This is a genomic window from Crocosphaera chwakensis CCY0110, from assembly GCF_000169335.1.
Taxonomy (GTDB): Bacteria; Cyanobacteriota; Cyanobacteriia; order Cyanobacteriales; family Microcystaceae; genus Crocosphaera; species Crocosphaera chwakensis.
This window is the reverse complement of sequence record NZ_AAXW01000085.1, coordinates 1-16,696: the sequence shown is the minus strand read 5'-3', so window position 1 is coordinate 16,696 and position 16,696 is coordinate 1. Positions and strand designations below refer to the sequence as shown.

The window sequence follows — 16,696 nt, the reverse complement described above, 5'->3', positions numbered from 1 at the left end:
TATCGGATGATAGAAGGTTTAGGGCTAATTCTAAATACTTGAGAGCCGATAGGTAAGCACTTGATTTCTTAGCTTTTTTAGCTGCAATTAAATTCAATTGAGAGAGATTATCTCGTTCTAATTGAGTTGAAAGTAAATCCGCTCCAACATTCAGTTGATTAACAATATCAAATATATTCTCTTCTAACCGTTCGGGGAGAGTATTCTTTAGAAGCAGTTGACCAATTTTGAGATGAACTTCTTGTTTTAGCTTTTCTTGAATTAGACTATATGCTGCTTGCTGAACGCGATCATGTAAAAATTTGTAGGCAATTTTTGTAGAAGACTCCGAAAAAATTTTGGAAATATCATTGACCAAGTCTTCTTGATTCCAAAGTAGAGGCACTTTATAACTATTATCTAAAGGAATTATCAAGCCTTCATTAAGGGCTGACTGTAGTTCTCTCGCCGTTTCTATGGGAGATTTATTATTAACGAGAGAAAGCATTTCTAAATTAAAATAGTTTCCAATACAAGCAGCTAATTTGAGAACTTGTTGAGTTTGTTGCTCTAATTTTTCAATTTTATTGACCATCAAATCAACAACATTATCAGTGATAGACATTCTTTCAATTTGCTCTATATCCCATTGCCAATAACCATTAGATTGTGTTGCCGAGCTTGTTGAAGTAAGAGGATAGGAACCTTGTTGATTTTTGTCTGAATTAAAACTCGTTTGAGTCCGATCAAACACTAATAAATTTTCTTGATACAAAGAGTAAAGAAGTTGAGTCAAAAAAAAAGGATTTCCGTTCGTTTTTTGAGCAACTAATTTAGCTAAAGGTTGGACAATATTTCTTGAACAATTAAGGGTATCAGCAATTAATTGATTAATGTGTTTGATGCCTAGAGGAGCAAGGGAAATTTCTGATACTGAAACTTTTGCTTGCTTAATTTTCTCTAAGGTTTGCTTTAGAGGATGGGTAGGACTAACTTCATTATCTCGATAAGTACCAATCAAGAGAAAATATTGATTTTCGGGATCTAACATTAATTGTTCAATGAGTTGCAAAGAGGGTAAATCTGCCCATTGTAAATCATCAATAAAGATTACCAAAGGATGTTCTTTTTTACAAAAAATTCTCAGAAATCTTCTTAGAAATAAATTGAATCGGTTTTGACTTTCTGTTATTCCTAATTGTTTGATAGATGGCTGTTGACCAATAATTTTTTCAAGTTCAGGGATAATCTCAATAATAATTTGGCCATTGCTACCTAAAACAGCTAAAATCTTCTTAACCCAAGCTTGTAAAATTATTTCTGATTCACTTAACAATTTATGGATTAATTCTCGAAAAGCCTGAGCAATAGCAGCGTAAGGAATATCTCGATTGAATTGGTCAAATTTTCCCTTAATAAACTGTCCCCGTTGCCGTACAATTGGTTTGTGAATTTCATTAACTAAAGCCGATTTTCCCACCCCTGAATACCCTGAAATTAAGAGCATTTGAGTGTTTCCTTGACTAACCTCATCAAAGATTGTTAAAAGTTTATTGACTTCAAGTTCTCGACCATATAGTTTGTGAGGAATTTGAAACTTTTCAGCAATATCCTGAGTAGCTAAAGGAAACGAAGTAATTTCTCCTAAAGACTTTAATTGATTAAGACAAATTTCTAAATCCGCTTTAATTCCCCACGCACTTTGATATCTTTCTTCTGGGGTTTTAGCTAACAGTTTTCCAATGATATTTAATACCGCTAAAGGAAGATCAGGGATTAATTGATTAATCGGTGGAGGTTGTTGAGCAAGATGACAATGGATTAACTCCATTGGGTCTGTGGTTTCAAACGGAAGTTTACTCGTTAAAAGTTCATAAAAGGTAATGCCAAGGGAATAAAAATCACTACGATAATCTATCCCTCGATTCATTCTTCCGGTTTGTTCTGGAGAAATATAAGCTAACGTTCCTTCTAATTGATGAGGAGAACTAACCGTGATGATTTCTTTGGATAAACGGGTAGCCAGCCCAAAATCGATAATTTTAATTTGTTCTGTTTCTGGATTATAAATAATATTATTTGGGTTAATATCTTTATGGATAATGTTCGCACTATGAATCGCTGCTAATCCCTCAGTTATATTAATAGCAATGGTCAAAAAGCAGTATAAACTTAATGGACTTTGGGCGATAAAAAATTTTAAAGAATGTCCACCAAAGTCTTCTAAAAGCATGACTAAACTATTCTTATATCGCCTTAAGTCATAGACTTTGATAATATTATCTACATTAAAACAGCGAGTAATTTCATATTCCTGTTGATAACAGGTTAGTTCTGAAGGAGTAGGATAGTTTTCTTTGAGAATTTTTAGAACAATAGGTTTATTATCTGTCTTATTCCTAGCTCGATAAACCAATGAATTAGCACTTTCATAGATTCGAGTGATAATCTGGTAGTCATCTATGTTATTCATAAATCCCTTATTATAGCGTTAAGGTTTATTTTTAGTTTAGTCCATAGAAACGGGCAGGATTATCAAAAAGGATCTTTTGCACGGTTGCGCTAGGTAATCTTTGGTGGAGTATTTTAGAGATATCAAGAAAATTAGGTTCATTTTGGTCAATTTTCCAATGAACATGGGGATAGTCAGACCCAAAAAGCAAGTTATCTGCCCCAATATCCTCAATTATTCGTTCAAGGTAAGGCTCTGAAGGCTCAAGCACAATAAAGCATTGGCGACGAAAATACTCTGAAGGTTTCATCTTGACAGTATCCTTTATCTCCCAATAATGGCACTCATATTCCTCATCTAACCGCCATAGCCAGTACAATAGCCAACCACAGCCTGATTCTAGAAATCCCACTCTGAGGTTTGGGTAACGCTCTAACACTCCGCCTTCAATCAAGGCTAGCATCGCCATCATCTGCTCCATGGGATGAGAGCAAGCGCGTAGGGCAAAACGGGTGTTAAATCGGTCTGCACCAGCACTTGGCAAACGACTATGAGTGCCTTCATGTATCCCCACTGCGATTCCCAACGCCTCACACGCTTGCCAAAAAGGCTCATAAGCGGGGTCACTCAGCAATCGTCCTTTGACGGGATTAGGACGCAAACAAACAGCTTTCCAACCAATTTTAGCAATTTGATACAGTTGGGTTACCATTTCTTCGGGAGCGTGACGATTGACAATCCCTATTCCTTGAAGTTTTTGGGGATCATAGCTACAAAAGTCTTTTAACCATTGGTTATAAGCACGGGTAAATGCTCCGGCCACTTGGGGGTCATGGTGTCAACTGATTGTATGGCCAGTCCTAGGGTCGGATAAATACATGAAACATCAATCCCCATTTGGTTCATGGTCATCAGATGAAGCTCCGGCGTAAAACCGTCGAGTCCCATCATCGGGTGAGCTTGCTGTATCTGTTTAGTCCAATGGGAGACAATTTCTTTGTCTGCTTTATAATAAATTGCTTCCCCTTGAATTTTCATATCAGGTGAAGGGGCAAAGCTTCTATAAGCAGGTTCTAAATATTCTTGCCACATATCAAGGGGTTCAAAGACATGAGCGTCAGCATCAATAATTTGATAGTTTTTAACCATGATCCGATTCATTGATTAATGGTTTAAAGAGAGGAATAGGCAAGCTGATTACATCCACATCGTCCACGGGTTGAGTTGATCTTCAGCTAATGGAGTTTGTAACCAATTGTTTTTGAGGGGAATATCATAAAGTCGTCCTGGTCCTAACCGCCGCCACCAGTGGCGCATTCCTGGAACAATCGTCTTAACCACCTTCAGTCCGATATCAGGGCGAGTCTGGTCTAAGACGAGCATTTCCATACCGTTTTGCTCCGCAATTTGCTGACAACGCCTGACATCTTCTAACAAATCGTCACTCCAACCTTGAAGATAATCACCAGATACTTTGGAAGTGACTCTAGAATCTGGAACGAGATAGGGCTGATTCTCTAAGGTAGCGGTTGTCCACCATTTTATGGCTAGGGGATCGCCAAATGGAGGATATTGAGTCCTACCATCCGCTTTGGCGGATAAAACATTGGGAAGAATTTGGTTAAGTTCGGTTAAAGCCCTGCCAACAGCAAGTTTTGCGTCAAAATGGCTACCGAAGCCTAGGGTAATATCTTTTACATCTGACTCTATTCTACAAGTGATGGCAGCAAATACTGGAATATTGAGATCATTCGTTAGATCCAGCACCCAAAGTTGACGGTCAAGAGAACGGTAATATGCCGTCAGGTTTTGAAAATAGGGATCGTCAAAACTCTCTAAATCTACTTTGGGTCTAGGGAGGCGATTGTACCACCATAAGGCGACACAATCACGCTCGACTAATTCCATAAATCCTTGCAGAATGGCCTCTTCTAAGGTGTTTCCAGCAGCACAGCCATTAGAGTCCGCCCAACAATCGAGATTTTGGGATTTGGGATACCCATAATAGCAGTAAGCGGTTGGTAAATACTTAAACGTTTGATGGGTAAGAGACCAAACAGGAGTCCATTCAATTTCTCTTTCCTCATCAAAGGGGTCTGGAACCCGTTGAAACCAACTAGAAACACTAGCATTCCATTGAAGACGGTTCTCATATTGAGCTTGGCTGAAATTCATACAGGTATTGGGATGAATTGCTTTATCTCCCATCTGTTGATAGCTGGCGGTTTGTCTAATTTCGTCACCAGAGAAAACCCCAGAATATCTCTCAATAGCTTCACACAAACCGCTTACCTTTGCTTGCTGCTCCATTCTGCCTTTGCCAGCACTTCTACCTGCTAGATTTTGACGTAAGCTCTGGAGATTATCGAACATGGTGACAAAATGATGCTTTGCCCTGTATGTATGACTTAGACTATTATCCAGTTGCTCAACTTTCCTTAATTCTCGAACAACTCCCGTAATCGGGCTAATATGATGTTGATATTTCCTTAAGGTTTCTTCCGGTGAACAATTTCGGTGTCCTCCGTCGGCTGTAAACTTTTTTTGACGATGTCCGAGAATAATTGGTAGAGGTTTCCTGTTAACCTGCTTGAAGATTTTGCCACAACTTGGACATTGAGGACGCTTAACCAAGATATTATTTTGAGTGGTTAGAGTAAGATGATCGTGAACGACTAGCCTTCCCTCTAAACTCCGGTTTTCGCCCTGGACAATCCATTTAAAGACTTCGGTGGCTACCATCCCTAGGGTGCTTTCTAAGGTAGAGGGCAAAGAACCAAGGGGATGTAAGGGCAAACGAGCTTTGTTTTTGGTGATTGCTTCTGTAATCGGACTATTATTCCTTAATCGCTGAGCTAGGCACTGCCAACAACCTGTTTTCCTCGGATAAAATATTGGGCCTATCCAAACGATTGTTCCCACTGGTTTGACTAACATCCAGGGGGTTGAGCGTAGTAACGCTTTTTGATTGAAGTCATTCAAGCTGTCTCGCAAATAGGTATCAGTTAAAACGATTTCTAAGTCTGGTTCTAACTCGGCTTCTTCTAATACTTTAATTTGCAAAGATTTTAAATTATCATAGAAATGCCCAATGGGCATATTTACTCCCAAAGAATTAACTTTTACTTTTGTGGCTTGTAGTCGAGAGTAAGCTTGTTTTGGCTCGATGTTTAAATGCTCACAGAAGATGGCAAAGTTATCAGGTAAAGGTTTTTGGTTTTCAATAATATAGCCCTTCTTTTCCATCAACATCAAAGCATAAAAAATCTCGGTAGCAGATATTTCAGGCAGTAAGTCAACAATCTCGTTAGTTGTATGATGACCGTCGAGCAACGGCATTAACAATTGATAGATAGACTCGCTAAGGATAATGGAATCTCTCTCAGAAACTAGAAATACAGCTTCTGAACCTTTACTGTACCAGTGGAAACAATCTTTTAGCTTTGGCTGATTTAACATCTCATTCAATAAAATTTATACTCTCTCAGCCAAGAAAAAACCAGAGGTGAACTCCAGTCTGACAGAAGAGAGCTATGAAAGGGAAATGCTGCACTTGATAAGGAAGCAGGGAAGGAAAGAGAGAGTTTTATCTGGCTTTCCCTACCTCTCTGAATCAATGTTTTTTGAAGAAAGTACCACATACCCTAGTTCACTTGCTTCACTGGATTTTCAAGGGTATCACTTCCCCTAAATATTAGCAGCTAAAAGGTATCCAGACATTTTCTGGATAATAGGGGCCAACCTTGGGATTTTCAGCGAGCCAATGCTGTAATTCCTCAGAACTTACGTCTGTCTCTGGGGGTCGTGGAGGATAGGGAATATACATTTCAATTGGCAAGTCAGGTTCATCGAGAAGATTCCAGTGACCTTCATAATTATGGGTTGGAGGTGAACCTGGGGGACTATGCTTATAATCCCATTTAGAGTAAGGTTCTTTGTCTATGACCACCTTAAGAGGTTCATCTTTAGAAATCAAACCTTCATCTTCTAAAAGTTTCCGAATATCTTGTTCAGTCAGTTCAGTGCCATCTAGCCATGTCTTGGCAATAAGCTGGGAAATTTGCTTATTTACCTTGTGAAATATGTGGGGAATATCTGGGTGTGTTGATCTAGGATGTATCAAATTTATCCCACCCTGACGTAACTTCTTGACGTAATCTGAGAGTCTACTCATAAATTTAATGGGGTCGTATTAAAAAACTGGGTTAAAAATAATGAGAAGATTTTTGTTCACCTGTTCAGCATTTAGATTACTTATTCTGATAACAACTAACTAGAGCAAAAGTCAGGGACAATAAATATTTTAGAGTTTTCGCCCCATTGACAATATGTCGTTTAAATGCTGAATAGTTAACTTCACTTCAATAGCTATGAGCCAATTGACTCACCCTACTTTTAACCTACTTTAAGTAAGTTTTTTTGTAAACAGGAAAAATCCTATGTTTTATCTAGACTCACGGTTTCTACAATTGTTTCTGTTAGGGCTTTGAGGATCATCTCTATTTTGGGAATTCTAAGATAAAGTCGTTGAGATGTCTGAAATTATTTATTTTTCTATGTTTAAATGGTTTGCTACCCTAAAAATTGGTCAAAAGATTATATTAGGTTATGGAATAGCCATAACGGTGGTTTCTGTAGGAATTGGAATAGGTTATAAACTTGCTAGTTTCCATCATTATCACTCTGCTCTCCTAATGGAAGATGCTCTAGAAGAATTATTGTTACTTAATCGCTTAGAAAATCATCTTTTATTAGTACAAAATACTCAATTACAGGTGATAAATTCAAAAGAAGAATTAAACCTAAATTCTTCTAAATTGACATACTTATTCAATCAAATTATTAAGCTACAAGAAGTTTTTAAAAAATTTAATAATAAGCATGGAAGCTCTAAAGAGTTTGTTACTGGAGACTCCGTAAAAGAACTAAAAGAAACTAAAATTTTAGTAGAAAGCTACCAAGATTTTGAGCCTTGGTTATTAAAAACAAAGCAAATTATTTCTGATGAAAACACTCAGGAAATGATCTCAGAGGTGAGGATTTTAAAAATGGATTTACAATCTTTAGAAACTAACGAAAAATTCCTAATCTCTTACCATCAATTTATTGAAGCTATCCATAATTTAAACGAGTTAGTTGTTAGCGAATATGAAGAGGCACAATCCGCATCTCGACAGGCAGAAATTTGGCAACTATACATTACGATTATTAGCTTGTGTCTCTCAGCTTTGATCGTTACGGGTTTTACTTTTTCTATTATAAAAACTGTTGCTCAACCGCTACAAGAATTAAATAAAGTGACTCAAGAAGTGACTAAATCTGCTAATTTTGATTACAAAATACCGATTAAAACTGCCGATGAGATAGGGTTATTAGCTAGTTCCTTTAATCAACTGATTAGCCAAGTTAGAGAGCTTTTACTTCAACAAAAAGAAATCAATATTAAACTAGCTAACTACAATCAAAATTTAGAACAAAAAGTTTTAGAAAGAACACAAGAATTATCTCAGTTATTGCAGCAGTTACAAACAGCACAAGCCGAAATTATTCAATCTGAAAAAATGGCAGCCCTTGGTCATTTAGTTGCTGGAATTGCCCATGAAATTAATACTCCTCTCGGTGCTATCCAAGCATCCATTGACAACATCAACAGCAGCTTAGACCAGTCCTTACAACAACTTCCCTGGTTATTTCAACAACTTTCTTCAGAGCAAGTAAATGAGTTTTCTTTATTGGTGAGTTGGGCAACTCAACCCCAAGGAATTCTCTCCTCAAGGGAAGAACGTCAACTCAGACGGCAATTAAAACAGACGTTACTAGCACAAGAAATAGCATCGGCTGACCAATTAGCTAATCTTCTCAGCAAGATGAGAATTACCCAATCATTAGACCCTATTCTCTATCTTTTGAACAACGATTCAGCTGTTTTTATTCTCAATGCAGCTTATCAACTGACTTCAATTCAAAATAATAGTAAAAATATTACCTTAGCGACAGAAAGAGCTTCAAAAATTGTTTTTGCTCTCAAAAGTTACATTCACCAAGATCAGTCAAATTCTCTACAAAAATCCAGCATTGTAGAAAGTCTTGATTTAGTCCTTACCCTTTACCATAGTCAGATTAAGCGAGGGATTGAAGTGAGTAAAAAATATGAGGCATTTCCCGTCATTTTTTGTTATATAGAAGAGTTGAGTCAAGTTTGGTCAAATTTAATTGGAAATGCTATTCAAGCCATGAATTATCAAGGTAAATTGACTCTCCACATTAAAGAACAAGATAATTATGTGGTTATCGAGATTGAAGATAATGGAAGTGGAATCCCTTCCGAGGTTCAAAATAAGATATTCGACCCCTTTTTTACCACTAAAGCACCAGGGGAGGGAAGTGGATTAGGATTACATATTGTTCAACAAATCATTGATAAACATCTTGGCAAAATTGAATTTTGTAGCCAAGTTGGGCATACTACTTTTAGAGTGCTGCTCCCTATTAACCTATCCAGTAGTCATGTTAGATAAAGCTATTCTCTGTGTTGATGATGAACAAATAGTTCTTATTAGTTTGCGAGATCAGATTACGAAAAATTTTGGCGATCAATACCTATGTGAAATTGCTGAAAGTGTGGATGAAGCTTGGGAAATCATTGAAGAACTTGAAATAGAAAAAATTAAGATTTTAATCATTGTTTCTGACTGGTTAATGCCAGGAGTTCGAGGAGACGATTTTTTAATTCAAGTACATCGTTTATTTCCCCAGATTATTACAGTTATGTTAACAGGTCATGCTGACGAAGCTGCTATCCAAAGAGTGCGTGAAGAAGGAAATCTTTTTGCTTGTATTCCTAAACCTTGGAGCGAATCAACTCTGATAAAAACTATTACCTTGGGATTGGAGCAAGATGATAATTAAACCTGCCATTATTTGTATTGATGATGAACCCATTATTCTTCATTCCTTACGAGAGCAAATCAGTCGTGGCATTGGAGAAAGCTATCAAATTGAAATCGCTGAAAGTGGTCAAGAAGCTTTAGAATTATGTGCTGAATTAACTGATGAGAAAATTCCCATTCCCTTAGTTGTTTGCGATCATTTTCTCCCTGGTATGTTGGGATCTGAAATTTTGTGTCAGCTGCATCATCTTTATCCTCACACTTTAAAAATCCTTCTCACAGGACAAGCTAGTTTTGAAGGAGTCATTAAAGCTGTTAATCAGGCTAATTTATACCGCTATATTGCTAAACCTTGGAACGAGATAGATTTGACTCTCACCATCAAAGAAGCACTCCGCAGCTACGAACAAAGTCAACAATTAAAAAAACAAAACCAAGTTTTACAGAAAATTAATCAAGAACTTCAAATAGAAATTCAAGAGCGTAAGCACACTGAACAATTATTAAAAGCTAGTGAGTTTAGATTAGAAAGTATTTTAAATTCAATCAACGACATTATTTGGTCAGCTTCTCCCAAAACCTTAGAATTACTTTATCTCAGTCCTTCGGCTGAACAGCTTTATGGATATCCTCTTGACCTTTTAAAAGAGCAAAATTTTTGGCGACATGAACTTGTTCACCCCGAAGACAGAGAGACTGTTAAAAGATTTATGCCCCAAGTATTAGCCAAAAATCATCTGACTATAAACTATAAAATATTGCAACCTAATGAGAAAATACAATGGGTCAAAGAACGCGCTAAAGTTATTTATGATGAGAGAGGAAATGCTATTCGTATTGATGGAACAATTTACAATGTTACACAACAAAAATTGAGAGAAGAAAAGCTGGTTTACAATTCTCTTCACGATTCCTTAACCAAGTTACCTAATCGGGCTTTTTTTAGTAAACAACTCGATTCAGCTTTAAAGCGAGCGCAATGCGATCACTATTATCAGTTTGCTGTTTTATTTATTGATTTAGATGGCTTTAAAACTGTGAATGATAGTCTCGGTCATGAAATAGGATATCTTTTGCTAATTGCCATTGCTAAACGTTTACAAAACTGCGTTAGAAATAGCGATCTGGTAGCTCGATTAGGAGGTGATGAATTCACGATTTTTTTATCAAAAATTGAGGACAGACAGGAAGTATCAGAAATCACAGAGCGCATTCTGAGTGAGTTGTCTCGTTCCTTTTGTTTCAAAAATCATACCCTTAACAGTGGTGCTAGCATTGGGATCGTGATGGGATGTTCTGCTTATACTAATCAAGTTGATTTACTCCGTGATGCTGATTCAGCGATGTATCAAGCTAAAAACGCTGGAAAAGGTCGCTATGTTATTTTAAATTAAAGCAAGAGGTCATCTGTGTTTCATGCCAAGGGGTAAATGGTTAGGAGTGAGTCATCCCGAATGTAATTAAATAACTATCTATACCAGGGGTGACTCACTATGCAGCTTCATTTATTGAGTTAGCTTCATCCCGTTTTAACCATCGCTCCAAGATTTTTCCCCGTTGATCTACGTTCACATTACATCCTTGATAAATCCTCACTTGTTTACCCTTCCGTCGTTCCCGTCGGTCAAAGATCAGCTTTAAATCTAATTTATCAAGGAACCGTTGAGCAACAGAAATAGCCGTATCCATTTCTCCTATCCAAAAACCAAACACTGTTTTAATTTGAGACTTCATAACAGGGGTACTTATCTTCTCATACCATTTTTGTAATGAATCTTTATCAAACTCCGCATCGGGATCTAAGAACTGTAAAATATCCAGATGGATTAAGGAAAATATTTTAGCAGCTAACGTTGACTTACAAAAATCCGGTTTGAATAATTCTCCATTATCTGATTGTTCTTTCAGTTTCAAAAGATTACGTTTTTCTTTATCCTTTAAATAGCAGTTACCAACGGTTAAGTAATAAAGTAACTGTAACTTAGGCAACCATCCTTGATCATGCTTTTCTACCATTGAGGGACTAACTTCTTCAGTCAGATAAGCCCGACTAATTTCTGCTTTCTTTAAAGTTTCTTCTTCTGCTTCGGTTAAGTCATCTCTTTCTTTCCATTCCTGATAGGTTTTATCCTCAATATCGGGAGATTTAGACACCCTATTTGTATGATTACCATAATTTTCTTTAGTAATCTGTTTAAGATTATCTGAGACTTCTTTCATCTCTTCTTTCTCAAGACTTTTCTCTTGTAATTCATAGCCTAATCCTTCTAACTTGGTAATAAGTGTCTTCAAGAAATGGCGATTTTGATGATTGATAACAACAGCGCGTTTAGCCCATGCTAATAAGGAAGGGGAACAGGTTTTAACGTCTTCGCTTTCCTCATAAAAGCTAACATCATTGGCTTCTGTTATGCCCATACTTTGTAATAGTTTAATTTGTCCAGAAGCCAGCTTATGAGTGGATGAGAGGAAAGCTTTAACATCATTTGACCCGTTACCGATTTGATTAGGACTAAAGCTTTTAGTCCATAAATATCGAGGGACATTACTTCTCACCCGTTGCATGGTTTGAATGACGGCATCAATGGGTTGAACCCCATGACTTAAGACATAAACTGAGTCAAACTGATTACAGTTAATACTTACACCGGTTTCGATAACAGGGGAACAAATAACAATATCAAATCGGGGTAAAATCTCATTTAATTTATCAACGCAGCCAAAAGCAGGGTGAGTGTTATCTCTAACGGATGGCCGATCTATTCTTAAGATTTTTAAGTCGGGGAATTTCTTTCTTAAATAGGCTTCTAAGTTACGAGTTCCCCATTTACTCTTATACTTTTGTCCGTCGGTATGAATAATGACTTTATGCCCTTTTTTGACATTGTTTCCTAGTTGTTTAAGAAGTCCTGAGGGGTTTTTACCTTTCAGATGAAAAAGAAGACGTTTACTGTCAGGAACATAGTCATTTTTAACAATGAATTTAGGTACTTTATAGCCGATGAGTTGTTCGATATAGTTGATACTAATGGAACATAAGTCAGCATCAGCAATGAAGATTTTTCCTTCTTTGGATATGGCTGCTCTTTGTAAGAGTTTTTTGAAGTTAGTTAGAATTGTGACTCGGTGTTCAAGACAAGTTTTTCCATTGAGTAAATGCCATAAAACTTGTTCAATTTCATCGATAACAACGACGACATCTTCCCACTGGGGATCGTCGGGGTTAAAGGGTTTATATTTAGCTTTATTATGGAGGGAATCAATACATAAAGCATAGCCGAATTGTCCTTTACCTAGGTCGTTTTTATTGATTTCGGTTCGATAATCCATACCAAAACGACGGGCTAATTCACGGGCTAATTGTTCCCTGTGGACAATAACAATGACTTTTTGACTGTTGTTTAAACAGGGTTGAACTTGATGGGCTAACCATTCGGTTTTACCCGTACCATGTAAGGATTTGACTCCAATAAGTTTGGCATTGGGTGGGTATTGTAGGCTATTGGGGATAAATTGTTCTTTAATGGTTAGGTCGCTTAAGAGAGTAAGGATACCTTTTAATTTATAATCAGCTAAGGATAAACGGCTGTTGTAGACGCTTTCAAAATAGTCTTGCCCTTTGGAGTGGATGAGGTCGTCAACGCCTTTTTCGGGGGCATTCCACGCTACGACGTTAACTTTGCAACCGGCTCGGTTAAATAAACCGCCTAGTCGTTCGGTGGCTTTTTTGACGGTGATACGGGTTTCTAGTTTAGTATCTTGGTCAAAGCAGATGTTAATTTCTCGGTCTTTGGTGGCAAATAGGGCTAATTGTGGGATGAGACGTGGTAAACCGATTTTATTGCCAAGGCCGTCTTTGGGAATGGGACAGCCATTCCATATCCCAGGAATACTGATCGCTGCGATACCGATAGAGAGTAAGGCTCCGGCTTTTTTGGCTCCTTCGGTGATGCAGACGGGGAGGTTAAGGTCAATGACTAATGGCCAGAAACCTTTGTCTTCTGTCTCCATAAAATCAAGTAATTTGATTCTATCGAGATTATTTAGTTTTTTAGACGATTTCTTGTATTGAGAGTAAGCATATTCGGCGTATTCTTTACCTAAACCTGCTTTTCTAAAAACGTTTAAGCCAATACGGTATGTTACCCGTAAGAACATGGCTTCGGTGGGGACTTTGGGTGGGGCTTCATATTTAATAATTTTTTCTTTGGTGACGGGTTCACCACCAAAACCGTTATCCCCTTTGACTTCAACGATGACTCTGGGGGTATCAGATTTGAATTGACCCCATAATTGTTCTTCTCCGGTTAGGGGGTTAACGCCATTCACCCACCATCCCCCATTATTTAGGTGGGAATATTTTTTAAGGTCGCTCGATGTCAGTCGCCCGGTATTTAAACGCTTGATGTCGTCGCTATAAAACAAATACTCATAAGGAGTGTTGCCTGATAAGGATTTGACGTTATTAGCGATGATAGCAGGAGCGACGGCACTCTCTAGCCATTCTTGGTAGTGTGCGGTGGTTATGTGTTGGTGTTGTTGTTTCCCTGTGTTTCCTTTCATTGGTGCTTTCCGTGAGTGTTGGTGAAAGCGACCCATACAGGGAGAATGCTGTCTTATTTAAGTTTTAGTGTTGAATGTCACTGTTAGACAGTAGAAACTACGGTCAGTCAAAGGATTGCTGACTTCTCAAAGCTCCAAATTTTGGTTAAGTAGTTAAATTTTGTCATGACAAATGACATATAAGTGTTGTAATGCTACACTAAAATTAATAAAATGAAGACAGCAACCTCCTTCAACACCTCTACAGTTTCTTCTCGTCGCCAAACAAGATTTATGAACTGTTGGGTGCTTTGGGTTGCTCCCTACTTTTAAAACTTCATCAAACTATCTAGGGCTTTACACCGTTTCAAGTTTTTCAAAGTCTAAAAGCTTTAGTAGCGGTTGCGTTGTCTAGGAAATAGTCATGCAAGTATGCAAAGATTTTTCCTTATCCTTAAATATACCGAATAAGGAGACAGAAATCTACCCTATTTTTAGTGGGACGATGAGCAGAGTAAAATGAGTTGTTAAAGTGGATCGTAGTAGTGTATGAAAAGATGAAAGAAAAATCTATTAGGAGAATTACACTTGAACAAGCGAAAAGTCTAGAAGACTTAACGGATTGGGAAAGAATTGAGAAAATGTCAGAATCAGAGATAGAGCAGAATGCCCTTGAGGATGCTGATAATCAACCAATTACAGCAGTTTGCGACTTTATACAATACAAGAAGTTAAGGTGTGAAACCGTAGGGTCAGTTTGAGTTGTACTTCAATGACTCGCAAACTGCTGTAAGAAAGATAACAAGGGATTAAAGCGAATCAAAAGGAGAGGAAAAAATGTCTAAAATAATAACTTTTGAAGAAATGCAGCGTAGTTATGATGGGGAGTGGCTACTAATCGCCCCAAAAGAAGTCGATGAAGACTTACAAGTTATCAAGGGAGAGGTGTTAGCTCATTCTCCTATTCAAGAGGATATCTATCAAGCTTTAGAATCAGTGGGAGAACAGCCTTTAGCCATTGAATATGTAGGGAAGGTTCCTGAAGATTTAGCCTTTATTTTATGAGTGCCAAGAAAATCTATCGTTTACAACGTCATGGGGACTTACTCTGGCTAAGAATAGCGGTGGGTCGTAGAGGCGAAAATCCGTTCTTTTTGCGGTTATTGGTGGATACAGGTTCAAGTTATACTGTTTTACCTGCTCGTATTCTCAAAAGAATAGGCTGTAATTTAGACGTTCCCATCAAAACAACGACCATTGTGGCCGCAGGGGGAGCAATTAGGGTTCCCATTGTGGCTGTTCCTTGGTTGAACTGTTTAGGAATAGAAAAAGAGAATTTTCCGGTTGTCGCTTTGAATTTGCCAGAAACAGCCTTGGTTAATGGGTTATTGGGAATGGATTTTCTCAAAGAGTCCCAAGCTATCATCGATGTTGTTAAAGCAGAAATTTTAGTCACAAAAAATAACTAGAAATTGGGCAGATGGGAAAGAAGTAAGTGGGTTGTTCAAAGTGAAAATCCTCTACCTCGACTACGCTTCTGTTCAAGTTCCCTTTGCTGTCGAAGTTCAGCTATTAAAGCCTCATTCCAATCCTTATGATGTCTAGGAGCTATCCGATTAATTTGAGCCGTAGATGGGGCAAGATTCCTTAATTCCTGTTGTATTGCCTGACCAGCTTCATCATTATCAGTCGCAATCATAATATGTCCCCCTTTATTATAAAACTTTTCAAAAACCCCTTTAAGTAGGGTTTTCTGCTTATCTGATAAAGTGCCACCAGTAGCAAAGTAACGGGTCGTATCATCAGGGAATAATTGATGATAACTTAAGCAGTCCAGGGGACTTTCACAGATAACCAGCGTCGTATCGTCTTTAGAACCATTAGAAGTCCATAACCCCTTGATACCACCCTTAGAAAAGCTCTTAAACTGCTGATTACGCAGTTCATAGCCACAAACCCCCTCACGGTCTGCATGAGGAAAAATAACATTATTACGGCTGTCAGTGTAGATTCTCCCTTGAAATCTAGGGTCATTGCTGGTCTGTTGACTGATACCTCGTTGGGTTAAATAAGGATGAGTTACGATTGCTTGGAACTCTTCAAATTGAGTAATGATTTTATGTCTATCGGGGCTACTTGGGGTTAGTTTAGGCGTTGCTTGTTTAGGAGAATAAGGAGCATTAGAAGGTTCATTTATCCAAGGTCTAAGTTCCTTTCTGACTTCCCCTAAGTTGACGTTTCTTCTATTCTGAATAAAGTCAATGATTGAGCCACTATCTCTATCATTATTAACGGATGAGTAAAAATAGTGACCATCAGATTGATTAAGACCAACGAGAATCTTATCCCCTTGGTTATCTTTGAGAACAAGACAATTAACCGAACTTTTCTTTTTATCAATACTGTAACCGTTAGCTTGAGCGTAGTCAGCGAGGTTAATATCAGTTTTAAACTTATCTAGTTCTTGTGCTTGTTGCTCCTTTATTCTTCTAAGACGTTCATGATGTCTTGATAAGCGTTTTCTAGCCTTTCGATTCTCTCGGTTAAGTCGTTCATTCTGTTGTTGAATGAGTTGATTGTTTCTGAGAAGTTCTTGATTAATTCCTCTTGTTCTTTCTTGTCCTTCTCGTACTGAACTGCAAAGTTCTTGAAGGTTTCTAAAAGTTCTTTCTCTAGTGGGGTCATCGTCTTCGTTTACAGCTTGATACAGGGTTTCCCTTTGCATTTCCAGTCGGTTTTGTGGTTGCTGTTGGGGGGTAGGATTATGAATTTCCCCTGGTTGGTTTGATACAATTCGATTCCCCAAGTCTCCTGTTTGAGTTGGTTGAGGGTC

At 37.8% G+C, this 16,696-nt stretch carries 11 protein-coding genes and 1 pseudogene; 6 read left to right on the top strand and 6 right to left on the bottom strand.

Going from position 1 to position 16,696, the window contains the following annotated elements:
• The 4 genes and pseudogenes from CY0110_RS25500 to CY0110_RS25485 form a co-directional block, all read right to left on the bottom strand.
• The coding region (locus CY0110_RS25500; protein WP_008278519.1) for an ATP-binding protein at positions 1–2,452 on the bottom strand (2,452 nt) is incomplete at its 3' end.
• 31 nt (positions 2,453–2,483) lie between these two features.
• Positions 2,484–3,580 (bottom strand): annotated as a pseudogene (locus CY0110_RS25495) (amidohydrolase family protein).
• 48 nt (positions 3,581–3,628) lie between these two features.
• Positions 3,629–5,890 carry a TOMM precursor leader peptide-binding protein gene (locus CY0110_RS25490; RefSeq protein WP_035800707.1) on the bottom strand — a complete coding sequence of 754 codons (2,262 nt, stop codon included), beginning with the start codon at positions 5,888–5,890 and terminating at the stop codon, positions 3,629–3,631.
• A 235-nt stretch (positions 5,891–6,125) separates the two neighbouring features.
• Complete coding sequence (locus tag CY0110_RS25485; protein WP_008278515.1) at positions 6,126–6,605, bottom strand: hypothetical protein; 480 nt, start codon at positions 6,603–6,605, stop codon at positions 6,126–6,128.
• A gap of 358 nt (positions 6,606–6,963) precedes the next feature.
• Here CY0110_RS25485 and CY0110_RS28145 point away from each other — a divergent pair, with 358 nt between their 5' ends.
• From CY0110_RS28145 to CY0110_RS25470, 3 genes are read left to right on the top strand one after another with little or no spacing between them, the layout of a single operon-like run.
• Positions 6,964–8,949, top strand: coding sequence for an ATP-binding protein (locus CY0110_RS28145; RefSeq protein WP_008278514.1), 1,986 nt, complete (start codon positions 6,964–6,966; stop codon positions 8,947–8,949).
• Positions 8,939–9,340 (top strand): response regulator, encoded by a 402-nt coding sequence (locus CY0110_RS25475; RefSeq protein WP_008278513.1) that lies wholly within the window; start codon positions 8,939–8,941, stop codon positions 9,338–9,340. The genes CY0110_RS28145 and CY0110_RS25475 overlap by 11 nt, the downstream gene beginning before the upstream one ends.
• Positions 9,330–10,715 (top strand): diguanylate cyclase domain-containing protein, encoded by a 1,386-nt coding sequence (locus CY0110_RS25470; RefSeq protein WP_008278512.1) that lies wholly within the window; start codon positions 9,330–9,332, stop codon positions 10,713–10,715. Before CY0110_RS25475 ends, CY0110_RS25470 begins: the two co-directional genes overlap by 11 nt.
• A gap of 97 nt (positions 10,716–10,812) precedes the next feature.
• On the opposite strand, the gene CY0110_RS25465 is transcribed toward CY0110_RS25470, so the two are convergent.
• Complete coding sequence (locus tag CY0110_RS25465) at positions 10,813–13,884, bottom strand: plasmid replication protein, CyRepA1 family (protein ID WP_008278511.1); 3,072 nt, start codon at positions 13,882–13,884, stop codon at positions 10,813–10,815.
• Positions 13,885–14,420: 536 nt separating this feature from the next.
• Between CY0110_RS25465 and CY0110_RS25460 the strand changes: the two genes are divergently transcribed.
• The 3 genes from CY0110_RS25460 to CY0110_RS25450 all read left to right on the top strand — a co-directional run bounded on the left by CY0110_RS25460 (position 14,421) and on the right by CY0110_RS25450 (position 15,332).
• Positions 14,421–14,624, top strand: coding sequence for a hypothetical protein (locus CY0110_RS25460; protein ID WP_035800704.1), 204 nt, complete (start codon positions 14,421–14,423; stop codon positions 14,622–14,624).
• A 76-nt stretch (positions 14,625–14,700) separates the two neighbouring features.
• The gene (locus CY0110_RS25455; RefSeq protein WP_008278509.1) at positions 14,701–14,928 is read left to right on the top strand and encodes a hypothetical protein; all 228 of its coding nucleotides are present in this window, start codon (positions 14,701–14,703) and stop codon (positions 14,926–14,928) included.
• On the top strand, positions 14,925–15,332 hold the full coding sequence (locus tag CY0110_RS25450; RefSeq protein ID WP_008278508.1) for a retropepsin-like aspartic protease: 408 nt from the start codon (positions 14,925–14,927) through the stop codon (positions 15,330–15,332). Before CY0110_RS25455 ends, CY0110_RS25450 begins: the two co-directional genes overlap by 4 nt.
• 35 nt (positions 15,333–15,367) lie before the next feature.
• Here CY0110_RS25450 and CY0110_RS25445 read toward each other — a convergent pair.
• A partial coding sequence (locus tag CY0110_RS25445; protein ID WP_008278507.1) for a DUF3991 and toprim domain-containing protein occupies positions 15,368–16,696 on the bottom strand: 1,329 nt, incomplete at its 5' end.

Excerpts from the sequence above, each read along its gene's own strand:
- CY0110_RS25465 (WP_008278511.1), bottom strand. The coding sequence starts at position 13,884 with ATGAAAGGAAACACAGGGAAACAACAACACCAACACATAACCACCGCA.
- CY0110_RS25455 (WP_008278509.1), top strand. The coding sequence starts at position 14,701 with ATGTCTAAAATAATAACTTTTGAAGAAATGCAGCGTAGTTATGATGGG.
- CY0110_RS28145 (WP_008278514.1), top strand. The coding sequence starts at position 6,964 with ATGTCTGAAATTATTTATTTTTCTATGTTTAAATGGTTTGCTACCCTA.
- CY0110_RS25460 (WP_035800704.1), top strand. The coding sequence starts at position 14,421 with ATGAAAGAAAAATCTATTAGGAGAATTACACTTGAACAAGCGAAAAGT.
- CY0110_RS25475 (WP_008278513.1), top strand. The coding sequence starts at position 8,939 with ATGTTAGATAAAGCTATTCTCTGTGTTGATGATGAACAAATAGTTCTT.
- CY0110_RS25490 (WP_035800707.1), bottom strand. The coding sequence starts at position 5,890 with ATGTTAAATCAGCCAAAGCTAAAAGATTGTTTCCACTGGTACAGTAAA.
- CY0110_RS25485 (WP_008278515.1), bottom strand. The coding sequence starts at position 6,605 with ATGAGTAGACTCTCAGATTACGTCAAGAAGTTACGTCAGGGTGGGATA.
- CY0110_RS25470 (WP_008278512.1), top strand. The coding sequence starts at position 9,330 with ATGATAATTAAACCTGCCATTATTTGTATTGATGATGAACCCATTATT.
- CY0110_RS25450 (WP_008278508.1), top strand. The coding sequence starts at position 14,925 with ATGAGTGCCAAGAAAATCTATCGTTTACAACGTCATGGGGACTTACTC.